Genomic DNA, 12593 nt, shown 5'->3' with positions numbered 1-12593 from the left:
AATCCAGGAACTCGCCTTCCCACTCCGACAGGGGCACGCCCGCCTTGTCCGCCGCGCGCCGGGCGCGTTTCAGGGCGTTCAGGGCCGCGCGCTGATTGGCCTTGCGCTCGGCCTCGAACGGGCTGGGGCGCGCGCCGGGCTTGGCCTTGGGCCCGGATGCGGAAAGACCGCCGGACCGGGTCATTCCCGTTTGCGCGGGCCCCGATGCGGCGGTCTTGAAACCGGTCTTGCGTTGCAGGCCTTTCCGGGGCGACGGCGCGTCGCCCTCAGGCCTCGGACCCCGATCGAACGGCGTCCGCTTCAGGGTCAGATCTCGCCGAGCGCCGACAGGTACAGATCCAGGATCGCATCCTCTTCCTGGCGCTTCGCCTTGTCCTGCTTGCGGATGCGGATGACCTTCCTCAGGATCTTGACGTCATAGCCCTCGCCCTTGGCCTCGAGGAAGACCTCCTTCATGTCGGCCATGATCGCCGCCTTGTCCTCTTCGAGACGCTCGATGCGCTCGATGATGGTGCGCAGACGGCCCTGGGCGGCGGAGTTCAGGACGTCCGGCGAGGCGTCGAAAGAGGCGTCATCGGCCATGGGGAAATCTCCTGAAAAAACGAGCCGGACGCTAACCATGCCACAGCAGGCCGCTCAACCGCACATACGAAAAAGGCCACGGACAATGTCCGCAGCCTGTGGATCGTTGGAAGCGCGCCCGCAGGCGCGCGACCCAATCAGCCCTGCTTCGCCTTGAAGCGCGGGTCGGTCTTGTTGATCACGAAGACGACGCCCTTGCGACGCACGACCTTGCAGTCGCGGTGGCGGGTCTTGAGCGACTTGAGCGAGCTGCGGACCTTCATGGTCGGACATCCTTGGTGGCGCTAACGCTTGCCGCGCGTTCCCGCCTGCGCGGGAATGACGTGGCTCGCTGCTTGAGCGCAGGCTAGAGGCTAAACAAAATAAAAGAGCCGCAAGTCGAGCCTGCGGCGGAGCGGTGCGTATAGAGAACGAGTCCCGAAAGGTCAACCGGGACACCGGCCGCGATTGCGATCGTCCCGGGACCGGCCTTTGACGCAGCGGCAGTTCACGTCCCCGCCATCGGGAGCTTCACCGCATTGACCCCTTTCCTCCCCCTCGCCATGGTCCGGCAAGTCCCTGAGTCAAAGGTCCCCCCATGAATCGTCGTGAACTGATCGCCTCGGCCGCCGCCGGCGTCGTGGTCGCCCAGGCCGGACCCTCGCTCGCCCAACCCGGAGCCTCGATGCCCAATACGCCGCCCGTTCCTCCCGTCGCCCGGAAGGTCCCCGTCACCATCACCCAGCTGGGCCGGACCCGGACCGACGACTATCAGTGGATGAAGGACGACAACTGGCAGGCGGTGCTGCGCGACCCCTCGCTGATCAAGGCCGACGTCAAGGAGCATCTGACCGCCGAGAACGCCTATCGCGCCGCCATGCTGGCCCCGACACAGCCGCTTCAGGACGCGATGTTCGAGGAGATGAAGGGCCGCATCAAGGAGGCGGATTCGTCGGTCCCCTCCGCCGACGGCCCGTGGGAATACTATACCGAGTTCAGGACCGGCGAGCAGCACCCCCGCTACATGCGCGTCGAACGCCAGGGCAGCTGGATCGAGGACGGCAAGCCGGTCACGAAGAACTTCATCGTCGCCCCGACGCCGCAACTGCTGCTGGACTGCAACGCCCTGGCCGAGGGCAAGGCCTATTCGGAAGTCTCGGCGACCGCCCACAGCCCTGACCACGCCCTGTTCGCCTATGCCGAGGACGCGCAGGGGTCGGAGGTCCACCAGATCTTTGTCAAGGACCTTGCGACCGGCGCGGTCCTGCCCGATCCGATCGGCTCGGCCGGCGGCAACTTCACCTTCTCTCCCGACAGCCAGTGGATCTTCTGGACCAACCGCGACGACAACGGCCGCCCCGACAAGATCTTCCGCCGCCCCGCGCGCGGCGGCGAGACCACCCTGGTCTATGAAGAGACCGACGACGGCATGTTCATCAGCGTCGGCGTCACCTCCGACGAAGCCTTCATCCTGATCTCCGTCGCCAATCAGGAGACGTCGGAGGCGCGCATCATCCCCGCCGCCACCCCCACCGCGACCCCGATCCTGCTGGAACCGCGCCAGACCGCCCGCCTGTTCGACGCCGACCACTGGGGCGACCGCTGGGTGATCCGCACCAACGCCGGCGACGCCATCGACTTCAAGATCGTCGAGGCCCCGACCGACGCGCCCGGCGCGGCAAACTGGAAGGACCTTGTCCCCCACACGCCCGGCCGGTTCATCGAGGGCGTCGCCCTGGTCAAGGACTTCATCGGCCGCCAGGAGCGCGCCGACGCCAATACGAAGATCGTCATCCGCGACCGCGCCGGTGCCGAGCACGAGATCGCCGTGGACGAACCCGCCTACGCCCTGTCTTTGGCCGGGGCGTCCGAGTTCGACACCACCGTCATGCGCTATGGCTACAACTCGCCGTCGACGCCCACCTCGACCTATGACTACGACCTCAAGACCCGCGAGCGGACCCTGAGGAAGGTGCAGGAGGTGCCCAGTGGCCACGACCCCGCCGACTATGTCGTCGAGCGGCTGAACGCCCCGGCCTCGGACGGCCAGCTGGTGCCCGTCACCGTCCTGCGCCGCAAGTCGACGCCGGTGGACGGGTCTGCGCCGCTGCTGCTGTACGGCTACGGCTCCTACGGCAATCCGATCCCGGCCAGCTTCTCGACCAACCGGCTGTCGCTCGTCGATCGCGGCTGGATCTATGCCATCGCCCATATCCGGGGCGGGTCGGACAAGGGCTGGAACTGGTTCCTGACCGCGCGCCGCCACACCAAGAAGAACACCTTCACCGACTTCATCGCCTCGGCCGAACACCTGATCGCCAACAAGTACGCGACCGCCGGAAACATCGTCGCCGAGGGCCGGTCGGCGGGCGGAATGCTGGTCGGCGCGGTCACCAACATGCGTCCCGATCTGTGGGCCGGGGTGATCGGCGGAGTGCCCTTCGTCGACGTGATCAACACCATGTCCGACACCTCCCTTCCCCTGACCCCGCCCGAATGGCCCGAGTGGGGCAACCCCATCGAGAGCGCCGAAGACTACGACTATATGATGAGCTACAGCCCCTACGATCAGGTCGCGCCCATGGCCTATCCGGCGGTACTGGCCACCGGCGGCCTGTCGGATCCTCGCGTCACCTACTGGGAGCCCGAGAAGTGGGTGGCGAAACTCCGTCCCGCGACCACATCGGGCAAGCCGATCCTGCTGAAGATCAACATGGAGGCCGGGCATTTCTCCTCCTCCGGCCGGTTCGACTATCTGAAGGAAGTCGCCCACGACTATGCCTTCGCGGTCTGGGCCGTCGACAAGGGCTGGGAGGCGACGTGAGCCCGACCGCTTCCTCCCCCGTCCACGTCCGGCCCTCGACCGAGGCCGACCTCACGGCCATCACGGCCATCTATGCCCAGAACGTCCTGACCGGCACCGGCACCTTCGAGACCGTCGCGCCGTCGCAGACCGAGATGGCGGCGCGCCGCGCTTCGGTGCTGGCGCTCGGCCTGCCCTGGCTGGTGGCCGAGATCGACGGCGTCATCGTCGGCTATGCCTATGCCGGACCGTTCCGCGTCCGCGCCGCCTATCGCTACACGGTCGAGGATTCGATCTATGTCTCGACCTCGGCCCACGGTCGCGGCGTCGGAAAGGCCCTGCTGACCCGGCTGATCGACGACTGCGAAGACCTGGGCGTGCGCCAGATGCTGGGCGTCATCGGCGACAGTGCCAATGAGGCATCGATCCGCCTGCACACCGCCTGCGGCTTCCGTCCCATGGGGGCCATAGAGGGGGTGGGCTGGAAGTTCGACCGCTGGCTGGACGTGCTGTTCATGCAGCGCGCGCTCGGCCACGGGGCCGTCTCCGACCCGGATCCCAGCGCGCCCGGTCTGCCGCTCGCCTGACGATGGGGCTGTAAAGGTTACCGTGACGCGCGGTTCGGGAAGTCGCTTGCGGGATGACACCGGGGTCTGCCAAGGCCGGGCCATGTCCGGTCGCACCCTGTTTGCATCCCTTGTCCTCGCCGCCACGGTGGCCATCGGCGGCCCCGTGTCGGCCCAGAGCCGCCCGATGTTCGTCGCGCCCGGCGTGACCTTCCCCGAGACCGGCGGCGTCGTGAGGGCGGGCCAGAACGGTCTGGTCATCGACGACGGCGTGGCCAGCGTCGACGAGAGCGATCAGTACAGCCTGCTGGCCCTGACGGTGGACGCCGATCCGCACGGCGTGATGCGCTTCACATACGGCGACGCCTGGACCCTGGCCCAGCCCCGGCCGAGCTCCTGCGTCTTCACCGTCCGCCGCGTCGAGCGCACCCTGACCCAGTCCGCCGCCAACGACCTGGCAGTGACCCTGGCCGACATCGAGATGCAGCGCCTCAAGGAGGGTCATCCCCTGCTGACGCCGATCGGCGAGCGCCAGGCGAACGGCGCGGTGGTCAAACAGATCGTCGACCGCTTCACCTGGACCGAGACGGTCTCGGCTCCCGCTGCGGAGGCCGACGCCGATGCCGCCGCCGAAGCCGCCACGGCCACCGTCTTCGGCCTGTCCAAGACCTGGCTCTTCGTCCTGTCGGCCAAGCCCTATTACGTCAACAAGACCTGTTTCGCCTGGACGACACCGGAAGACCTGACCGTCATCGACCAGCTGATCGGCCTCGACTACCATCGCGACCCCGCCTGACCGCGACCATCGGCGCGTTGCGTCGGCCGTGCGCGACGCATAGACAGGGCCGGTGCGCAGCCTGTCCCTCATCCTTGGCCTGATCGGCGTCTTCGCCCTTCTGACCCTGGGCGCAGGCGGGGCCTGGGCGACGCCTGCGACGGGCGCGCCCTGCCACGAGATGGCGACCACCCACCACGACGCCCCCGCAAAGTCGCCCGCTCCGGCCAAGGCGACCATGGTCATGGCCTGCTGCATTGCCTGCGTGTCACCGGCCGTGCCCTCGGCCCCCACCACCGTCGCCACGGTCCACCCTCGCCCGGTCCAGCCCGCCCGACTGGCCCTGCCGATCGGCCGGTCGCCGGCACCGGAACACGGCCCGCCTCGCCTCGCCTCCTGATCGTCCCCGTCGCGCGGATGCCCGTCCGCGCCGTTCAAGACCTTCAAGGAGCCCCTGATGGCTGTCCCTTTCCGCGTCGGCGCGTTCGCCGGCGCATCCCTGTTCGCCCTGGCCGCACCGGCCCTGGCGCAAGACCATTCGATGCACGCGCCACCGCCCGCGCCTGCCCAGCAGACGCCCACCGCTGACCCCCACGCGGGTCACCGGATGCCCCCTGCTTCTGTTACTCCGGCCCCGGCCGCCGCCGAGGATCACAGCGGCCACGACATGAGCACCGGCATGGACCACGCCATGCCCATGACCTCCCCGCTCGGCCCCTGGCCCATGAGCCGTGACGCCTCCGGCACCAGCTGGCAGCCGGACGCGTCACAGCACGGCGGCGTCCATTCCACGTCCGGCGACTGGTCGATCATGACCCACGCCCTGCTCAACCTGACCTGGGATCGCCAGTCGGGCCCGCGCGGCGACGAACAGACCTTCGTCTCCGGCATGCTGATGGCCGCCGCCCGGCGGGATTTTGCCGACGGCGGCATCCTGAACCTGCGCGGGATGCTCAGCCCCGATCCCCTGATGGGCAAGGAGGGCTATCCCCTGCTGCTGGCGGCGGGCGAGACCGCGAACGGCGTCGATCCCCTGGTCGATCGCCAGCACCCGCACGAACTGGTCATGGAGCTGTCGGCCAGCTACGCCCGGCCGATCGGTCCGCGCGACAGCCTGTTCGCCTATGTCGGCCTGCCCGGCGAACCCGCCTTCGGCCCGCCCGCCTTCATGCACCGGATGAGTGCGATGGACTCACCCGAGGCGCCCATCACCCACCACTGGCTGGACTCGACCCATATCGTGTTCGGCGTGGCCACGGTCGGCTGGGTCCGCGATTCCTTCAAGCTGGAGGCCTCGTCCTTCCGGGGCCGCGAGCCGGACCAGGATCGCTATGACATCGAAAGCCCCTCGTTCGACAGCTGGGCCGTCCGCGCGTCGTGGAATCCGACACCCGAATGGTCGCTGCAGGCCTCGTATGCCGACGTCGCCGAGCCCGAACAGCTGGAGCCCGGCGAGGACGAGACCAAGACCTCGGCCAGCGCCATCCACACCCGGCGGTTCGGCACCGACGGCTGGTGGTCCTCGACCCTGGCCTGGGGTCGCAAGACCCCCGACCACGGCGAGACCAAGGACGCCTGGCTGCTGGAAAGCGCGATCCATCCCAACGACCGCTGGACGATCTTCGCCCGCGCCGAACGCACCGAGACCGACGAACTCCTGCCCGGCCACCACGGCGGTCACGGCGATGTCTTCACGGTCGCCAAGGCCTCGGTCGGTGCGATCCACGATTGGCGCATCGCCGAACACGTCCGGTTCGGCGTCGGCGGCCTGTACGCGATCAACCGCGTCCCGACCGGGCTGGAGGCGAGCTACGGCGGCGACCCCGACGGCGCCATGATCTTCCTGCGCCTGAAGATCGACTGACCCTGACAGAGAAGGGCCGCCCCATCGCTGGAGCGGCCCTTCCATAGTCTGACCGCCAGGCGGTCTCTTGAGCGTCTTCTCAGACCCTCAGGAGGTGGCCGCCCCGACGGAGGCCAGGCTCTGGCCGTCCGCCATGCGGATGAAACTATGAGACACTGGATCACCTCCTTTCGACTGTTGAACAGGGACGTCGAAGGTGGGTCCGATTTTCCCGACCGTCAATGGCCGCCGTCCTATTCGATTGGGGTCAGCGTCAGGGTCAGGCCCTCGAACATCTTACCATCCGGCCCCTCCTGACCGATGACGACCTGGGCGGTCTGGCCGCGCTTGATGAGCAGGTTCGGCTCCTGAGGCTGGGCGTCGCCGTCGTTGATGGTGACATAGAGCGAAAGAGCATCGGCGTTGGCGTCGCCCTGAACCGGGCTGAGGCTGGCGTTCATCTCGAACATCCCGCTGGCGTCGCTGATGGCGACGTTCGCCGTGCCGTCCTCGACGATGATCGTCTTGGCGAGAACCGCCGGCTCGCCGTCGCGGATCACGGAGAGGTCGAGTTCATATCGTGCCGGTGGCTGATCCACCGGCCCCGCAGCGATCAGGGACAAGGCAAGGGCAAGGCCGGACAGCATGGTCGAATCTCCCGTGGGTGAAGACGATCAGCGTTCGTTGATTTGCCTACCCGGACGTTAACGACATCCGTGTACGCCGGCGCACTTTCAACCTCGCGCTCAAGCAGCGAGCGACCGCGTCGCGAGCGTTAGCGCGGCGCGAAGCGCCCCTCTTATGAAAAAGGGAACGCCGGGGAGCGTTTCCACTCCCCGGCGATGACCTGAACGCTTTAACCGCGGAACAGTGACAGGATGATCTGAGGAGTCTGATTGGCGATGCCCAGCGCCTGCACGCCCAGCTGCTGCTTGGTCTGCAGCGACTGGAGCTTGGCGCTTTCCTTCGCCAGGTCCGCATCCACCAGATTGCCCACTCCGGATTCCAGCGCGTCCGACAGTTTCCCGACGAACGTCGTATGGGTTTCCAGAGCCTTCGACTTGGTGCCCAGACGCCCGAGAGCGGCCGAGACCCGGTCGATGGAGGCGTTCACCAGACCCAGGGCCGTGGTGGCCAGGGTCGAGGTGCCGATGGACGTTGTCGCCGCCACGGTGACATTCGTGGACCCGAGGGCCAGCACTTCCGCGCCGATCGTCATGGTCCCGCCAGCCGTATTGGCCAGAGCCTGGAACGCCGTCGCGCCGGTCTTGATGAGATTGATCCCATTGAAATCGGCGTTGTTGGTGACCGTGGTGATCTGGTCGCGGATGGCTTTGAAGTCCTCGTTGAGGGCGCTCCTCGCTGCGGTCGTCAGCGACCGGTCGGTCGCGGACAGTGCCTTCTCCTTCAGTTGGAGCAAGAGGTCAGAGACCGACTCGCCCGCTGCCAGCGACACATCCACCGCGGAGGTTCCGCGATCGAGCGCCGTTTTCACTGCCCCCAACGCCTTGATCTCGGCACGTTGGCCCTGGGCGATAGCCCAGACGGCCCCGTTGTCCTTGGCTGAGGAGACCTTCAGACCCGTGTTGATCCGGCTCTGGGTCGTCGACAGCTGGGCGTTGGTGGCGTTCAGGTTCTGCAGCGCGACCATCGCGCCGCTGTTGGTGTTGACCGAGTTGGCCATGGTGTGTGTCCTTCCATTCTGGTCGGGAGTGGCAACGGCCTTCTGGCCGTCGAACCGGTTCTGGGTTCGGGCAACGCCACGCAAGGACCGGGCCTGTTCAGGCCGCCTCGATCAGATTGAAAGGATTGGGGTTTTTGTCACCGTCGCAGAGCAGTCGGCAAAAATGACCTATGGAAGGGGGCAACAGGCAACAGGCAGCGGGCAACAGGGGCGGTCAGACTTGGAACCGTGCAGGCGTTCGCAAGCGGGGTCAGCTAGGCCCGCTGCCGGTTGCCTGTTGCCTGTTGCCTGTTCAGGCCGCCTGCGCCGCCGTCGGATCCGTCGCCAGACCCTGCATGATCGCGCGGTTCAGGTCGATCAGGACGTCGAAGGTTTCGCCATCGCGCATGATGGCCGACGAGTGCTTGTTCACGAACAGCGACAGGGAGATGATCTGGGCCCGCAGCGACATCGTCATGGCGTTGCCGGGGTCCGAACAGTCGGTCGCCAGCGTCGACCAGAGCCGGCGGTTCCAGTCCAGGGCGTCGATCCGGGTCGCGATATCGGACGCATCGACGCTCGCGGCGTGCATCAGCGCGCGCGTCACCTGGCCGAACAGGCGGTACTCCATCTCACGCGGAGATTCAGTCCGCGTCGCCGCCTGTTTGTACGCCTGAAGCATGCCCCAGCCTTTGCTCTTCGTAGTCGACCAATTTTCGTGCGGCCATCAGGGCCTTGTAGTATTCGCGCGCCATCACGTGCTTGGACGCAGCGACGCAGTCGGCCATCACCACCGGGTTCGAGATCGCCCCCATGAACTCCGACAGCCGCTGGATGAACTCGTCATAGACCTTGGAGGCCTGAGTCTCGTCCAGGTACATCATCATCACGGGGAAATAGACCCGTTTGGCCGGGGTGGTGACCTCCTCCAGCTGCATGATGTCCTTCTCGCGCAGGACGCTGGCCTTGTTCTGAAGGATCAGCACACCGCGCCGATCGCCGTTCTGGACGACGGCGCCGTTCAGGACGAATTTCTCGCCGGGCTTGAGCGACAGCTTCAGGGGCATCTGCGCGAGGTCTCCATCAGGCTCGCCTACGTGTCGTAGTCGAAGGCCCGCAAACACCGATTAAACGCTCGTGGTTAACCATCCCTTGTGAACACCGCGACCAAGCTGCGCTATCCCGACGACGAGCCTCGATCCATGTCCGCACTCGCCCAGTTCCTGTCCGCCGAAGCCCCCACACCCGACGCCGACGACGTCCACGCCCTGATGCCCCAGGCGACGGGGGTGGTCGGCGACGCCGCCTCTCCCGCCGCGATCAGCCGCCTGTCCCGCGCCCTGGCCGGTGACCGAACCTCGATCAAGGCCCAGAAGAAGGCGATCGAGACGCTGAAGGCGGCGCTGTCGGCCATCCGCGTCGGCGACTATGCGGGCGGTGCCCGGCGCGCGCTCCAGGTGCTGCAGTTCGATGAACGCCACGGCGCGGCCTGGCACGTCCTGGCCATCTGTCGCGAGAAGGCCGGCCATCTGGCCCACGCCCTGACCGCCTACGAACAGGCGCTGAAGATCACGCCCGAGGACGTCAACATCGCCCACGACCTCGGCCGGCTGGCCCAGCGGCTGGGCCATCTCGAGATCGCCGAGAAGCTGATCCTCAAATTCCTGGCCGCAGAGCCGGGACATATCGAGGGCACCAACAACCTGGCCTGCGTCCTGCGCGACCAGAAGCGCTATGACGAGGCGATCGACGTGCTGCGCGACATGATCGCGATCGAGCCGACCGACCCCACCTTGTGGAACACCCTGGGCACCATCCTGACCGATCAGGGCCGGATGGAACCGTCCCTGACCTTCTTCGAGGAGGCCCTGCGGCTCGACCCCGCCTTCGCCAAGGCCCGCTACAACCGCGCCAACGCCCGCCAGCCGCTGGGCGATGCCCAGGGTGCTCTTGAAGACCTCGACGCCGCCCTGCCCGGTGCCGAGACGCCCTACGAGGCGGCGATGATGAACATGGCCCGCGCCATGACCCTGATGGGGATGGGTCGCTTGCAGGAGGGCTTCGAGGCCTATGAGGTCCGGCTGGATCCCGAGATGCCCGAGGCCGTGCATTTCGTCGTCGACGCCCCGCGCTGGGACCCGAAAACCCAGAACCTCAAGGGCAAACGTGTCCTGATCATCGGCGAACAGGGCATCGCCGACGAGATGGTCTTCGGCGGCTGCATTCCCGACGTCATCGACGCCGTGGGCCCGGACGGCAAGGTCTTCATCGCTGTCGAGGGCCGACTGGTCGCGACCTTCCAGCGCAGCTTCCCGACCGCCATGGTGGGCACGCACAAGGCGGTCCGCCTCGACGGCCGTCTGACCCGCTATGTCCCCTTCATGGAGGAGGTCGGCGAGACCGAAGGCAAGGCCGACGTCTGGGTGCCCATGGCCAGCCTGTGCGCCGTGTTCCGCCATTCGGTGTCCGACTTCCCCGATCGCGACGGCTATCTGAAACCCGATCCGGACAAGGTCGCCCACTGGAAGGTCGAGATCGAAAAACTGGGTCCCGGTTTCAAGGTCGGCCTGCACTGGAAGAGTTCGATCCTGACCGGGGTGCGTGCCCGCTATTTCTCGGCGTTTGATCTCTGGGCACCGATCCTGACGACACCGGGCTGCGTCATGGTCAACCTGCAATGCGGCGACGTCTCGGAGGATCTGGCGGCCGCAGAGGCTGCGGGCGCGAAGATCTGGACCCCGCCGATTGACCTGAAGAACGACCTGGATGACGTCATCGCCCTGTCCTCGGCCCTGGACCTCGTCATCGGCCCCGGCATCGCGGGCACGAACATGGCGGCGGCGACGGGGGCGCGCACCTGGCTGATCCATGCGCCCGACGACTGGCACCTGATGTCCACCGACCGCTATCCCTTCTACCCGCGCGTCCGCACCTTCGCCACCGGCGGCTTCGACGGCTGGCCCCGAGCGATCGAGGCGATCCGGGCGGCCTTGGTGGAGGAAGTGGCAGGGTAGGCAACGGGCAACGGGCAACGGGCAACGGGCAACGGGCAACGGGCAAGCTTCAGCGCGCGACTGCCGCCGCCAAGTCTTTCAGGTGCCCGGCCCTCCTGTTGCCTGCTGCCTGTTGCCTGTTGCCGCCCTTCGGGCATAACCCCCTCATGTCCGCTCCCGCCCGCCTCACCGTCGACCTGAACGCGCTCGCCCGCAATTTCCACACACTGTCGGCGATCAGCGGCTCGCCGGCCCATCCGGTGGTGAAGGCCGACGGCTATGGCCTGGGTGCCGCCGCCTGCGCCGGGCGACTGATGAAGGAAGACGCGCGCACCTTCTTCGTGGCGCGGGTGTCCGAGGGCGTCCTGCTGCGCACCGCCCTGGGGCCTGAGCCGACCATCTATATCCTCGACGGGTGCCCGGGCGATTCCATCCCCGACCTGCGCGCGGCCAACCTGCGCCCGGTAATCAACCAGCCGGCCCAGCAACAGGCCTGGCTGGCGTCGGGCGGCGGGCCTTGCGCGGTCCAGATCGACACCGGCATGAACCGTCTGGGCTTCCGGCCCGAGGATGCGCCAGAACCCTTCGAGGGCGTCGCCCTGGTCATGAGCCACCTCGCCTGCGCCGACGATCCGGCCGAGCCGATGAACCGGCGACAGCGCGACGCCTATGCCGGGGTCTGCGATCGCTATCCCGGCGCGATCCGGTCCTTCGCCAACTCCAGCGGCTGTTTCCTGGGCCCCGACTTCGCCTTCGACGCCGTGCGGCCCGGCATCAGCCTGTACGGTGGCGGTCCGGAAGGGAAGCCGGACCCGCGCATCGCCCCCGTCGCCACCCTGACCGCCGACATCCTCCAGGTCCGCGATGTGCCGGTCGGCGAGAGCGTCGGCTATTCGCGCGGCTTCATCGCCACCCGCCCGACCCGCGTCGCCACCTGCGCGACGGGATATGCCGACGGCCTGTTGCGCAGCTACAGCCGGGGTCAGGGCGAAGTCTGGCTGAACGGCACCCTCCTGCCCCTGCTGGGTCGTGTCTCGATGGATGTGATCGCCGTTGACATCACCGACACCGACGCCGCCCTGGGTGATGCGGTCGAACTGTTCGGCCCCACCCGCATGCTGGACGACGCCGCCAACGCCGCCGGCACCATCTCCTACGAACTCCTGACCTCGATCCTGCCCCGCGTGCCGAGGGTCTACCTGGGATAGACAGTCCGGGTGAGGCTGGTCCCATGACGTCCTTCTCCCCTTGCGGGAGAAGGTGGCTGAGCGAAGCGAAGTCGGATGAGGGGTCACACTGAAGTTTGACACTGCCTCAACTGTCGGACCCACAACCGTCCTCTCCCGAGCGACCCCTCATCCGTCAGCCTTCGGCTGCCACCTTCTCCCG

At 67.3% G+C, this 12593-nt stretch carries 13 protein-coding genes and 1 pseudogene; 7 read left to right on the top strand and 7 right to left on the bottom strand.

The genetic code is table 11. The annotated features are described in order from the left end of the window. The 3 genes and pseudogenes from ACILQR_RS12240 to ykgO all read right to left on the bottom strand — a co-directional run. Positions 1-184: pseudogene (locus ACILQR_RS12240) on the bottom strand (hypothetical protein); the annotation flags it as partial. Between the two features lie 122 nt (positions 185-306). Beyond that, a complete protein-coding gene (locus tag ACILQR_RS12235) occupies positions 307-582 on the bottom strand; it encodes a DUF2312 domain-containing protein (protein ID WP_271144900.1) in 276 nt (91 codons plus the stop codon). A gap of 137 nt (positions 583-719) precedes the next feature. After that, complete coding sequence (gene ykgO, locus ACILQR_RS12230; RefSeq protein WP_008263184.1) at positions 720-845, bottom strand: type B 50S ribosomal protein L36; 126 nt, start codon at positions 843-845, stop codon at positions 720-722. A gap of 314 nt (positions 846-1159) precedes the next feature. Between ykgO and ACILQR_RS12225 the strand changes: the two genes are divergently transcribed. The 5 genes from ACILQR_RS12225 to ACILQR_RS12205 all read left to right on the top strand — a co-directional run bounded on the left by ACILQR_RS12225 (position 1160) and on the right by ACILQR_RS12205 (position 6569). Then, positions 1160-3385: a S9 family peptidase gene (locus tag ACILQR_RS12225; protein WP_395651683.1), complete on the top strand. Its 2226-nt coding sequence runs from the start codon at positions 1160-1162 to the stop codon at positions 3383-3385. Then, positions 3382-3951: a GNAT family N-acetyltransferase gene (locus ACILQR_RS12220; RefSeq protein WP_395651682.1), complete on the top strand. Its 570-nt coding sequence runs from the start codon at positions 3382-3384 to the stop codon at positions 3949-3951. The genes ACILQR_RS12225 and ACILQR_RS12220 overlap by 4 nt, the downstream gene beginning before the upstream one ends. An 82-nt stretch (positions 3952-4033) precedes the next feature. Further along, the gene (locus ACILQR_RS12215) at positions 4034-4726 is read left to right on the top strand and encodes a hypothetical protein (RefSeq protein WP_395651681.1); all 693 of its coding nucleotides are present in this window, start codon (positions 4034-4036) and stop codon (positions 4724-4726) included. A 52-nt stretch (positions 4727-4778) separates the two neighbouring features. Beyond that, a complete protein-coding gene (locus ACILQR_RS12210; RefSeq protein WP_395651680.1) occupies positions 4779-5105 on the top strand; it encodes a hypothetical protein in 327 nt (108 codons plus the stop codon). Between the two features lie 57 nt (positions 5106-5162). Beyond that, the gene (locus ACILQR_RS12205; protein WP_395651679.1) at positions 5163-6569 is read left to right on the top strand and encodes a hypothetical protein; all 1407 of its coding nucleotides are present in this window, start codon (positions 5163-5165) and stop codon (positions 6567-6569) included. A 233-nt stretch (positions 6570-6802) separates the two neighbouring features. On the opposite strand, the gene ACILQR_RS12200 is transcribed toward ACILQR_RS12205, so the two are convergent. From ACILQR_RS12200 to flbT, 4 genes are all read right to left on the bottom strand, one after another. Further along, the gene (locus ACILQR_RS12200; RefSeq protein ID WP_395651678.1) at positions 6803-7195 is read right to left on the bottom strand and encodes a hypothetical protein; all 393 of its coding nucleotides are present in this window, start codon (positions 7193-7195) and stop codon (positions 6803-6805) included. 209 nt (positions 7196-7404) lie between these two features. After that, entirely contained in the window at positions 7405-8232 is an 828-nt protein-coding gene (locus ACILQR_RS12195; protein WP_271144906.1) for a flagellin, read from the bottom strand. A 292-nt stretch (positions 8233-8524) separates the two neighbouring features. Then, positions 8525-8842: a flagellar biosynthesis regulator FlaF gene (gene flaF, locus ACILQR_RS12190; RefSeq protein ID WP_271144907.1), complete on the bottom strand. Its 318-nt coding sequence runs from the start codon at positions 8840-8842 to the stop codon at positions 8525-8527. 13 nt (positions 8843-8855) lie between these two features. Next, positions 8856-9278 carry a flagellar biosynthesis repressor FlbT gene (flbT, locus tag ACILQR_RS12185; protein WP_271144908.1) on the bottom strand — a complete coding sequence of 141 codons (423 nt, stop codon included), beginning with the start codon at positions 9276-9278 and terminating at the stop codon, positions 8856-8858. A 135-nt stretch (positions 9279-9413) separates the two neighbouring features. On the opposite strand from flbT, the gene ACILQR_RS12180 reads away from it, so the two are divergent. Both ACILQR_RS12180 and alr read left to right on the top strand, forming a co-directional pair. After that, a complete protein-coding gene (locus ACILQR_RS12180) occupies positions 9414-11225 on the top strand; it encodes a tetratricopeptide repeat protein (protein ID WP_395651677.1) in 1812 nt (603 codons plus the stop codon). Positions 11226-11371: 146 nt separating this feature from the next. Further along, positions 11372-12412 carry an alanine racemase gene (gene alr, locus ACILQR_RS12175; protein WP_395651676.1) on the top strand — a complete coding sequence of 347 codons (1041 nt, stop codon included), beginning with the start codon at positions 11372-11374 and terminating at the stop codon, positions 12410-12412. The last annotated feature ends 181 nt before the right edge of the window (positions 12413-12593 follow it).

This window comes from Brevundimonas sp. (assembly GCF_044239655.1).
Taxonomy (GTDB): domain Bacteria; phylum Pseudomonadota; class Alphaproteobacteria; order Caulobacterales; family Caulobacteraceae; genus Brevundimonas.
This window is presented reverse-complemented; position numbering and strand designations above follow the sequence as displayed.

Bases quoted from the DNA above. Each gene is read 5' to 3' on its own strand.
- alr (WP_395651676.1), top strand. From the start codon at position 11,372: ATGTCCGCTCCCGCCCGCCTCACCGTCGACCTGAACGCGCTCGCCCGC.
- ACILQR_RS12195 (WP_271144906.1), bottom strand. From the start codon at position 8,232: ATGGCCAACTCGGTCAACACCAACAGCGGCGCGATGGTCGCGCTGCAG.
- ACILQR_RS12225 (WP_395651683.1), top strand. From the start codon at position 1,160: ATGAATCGTCGTGAACTGATCGCCTCGGCCGCCGCCGGCGTCGTGGTC.
- ACILQR_RS12235 (WP_271144900.1), bottom strand. From the start codon at position 582: ATGGCCGATGACGCCTCTTTCGACGCCTCGCCGGACGTCCTGAACTCC.
- ykgO (WP_008263184.1), bottom strand. From the start codon at position 845: ATGAAGGTCCGCAGCTCGCTCAAGTCGCTCAAGACCCGCCACCGCGAC.
- flaF (WP_271144907.1), bottom strand. From the start codon at position 8,842: ATGGAGTACCGCCTGTTCGGCCAGGTGACGCGCGCGCTGATGCACGCC.
- ACILQR_RS12205 (WP_395651679.1), top strand. From the start codon at position 5,163: ATGGCTGTCCCTTTCCGCGTCGGCGCGTTCGCCGGCGCATCCCTGTTC.
- ACILQR_RS12215 (WP_395651681.1), top strand. From the start codon at position 4,034: ATGTCCGGTCGCACCCTGTTTGCATCCCTTGTCCTCGCCGCCACGGTG.
- flbT (WP_271144908.1), bottom strand. From the start codon at position 9,278: ATGCCCCTGAAGCTGTCGCTCAAGCCCGGCGAGAAATTCGTCCTGAAC.
- ACILQR_RS12200 (WP_395651678.1), bottom strand. From the start codon at position 7,195: ATGCTGTCCGGCCTTGCCCTTGCCTTGTCCCTGATCGCTGCGGGGCCG.
- ACILQR_RS12180 (WP_395651677.1), top strand. From the start codon at position 9,414: ATGTCCGCACTCGCCCAGTTCCTGTCCGCCGAAGCCCCCACACCCGAC.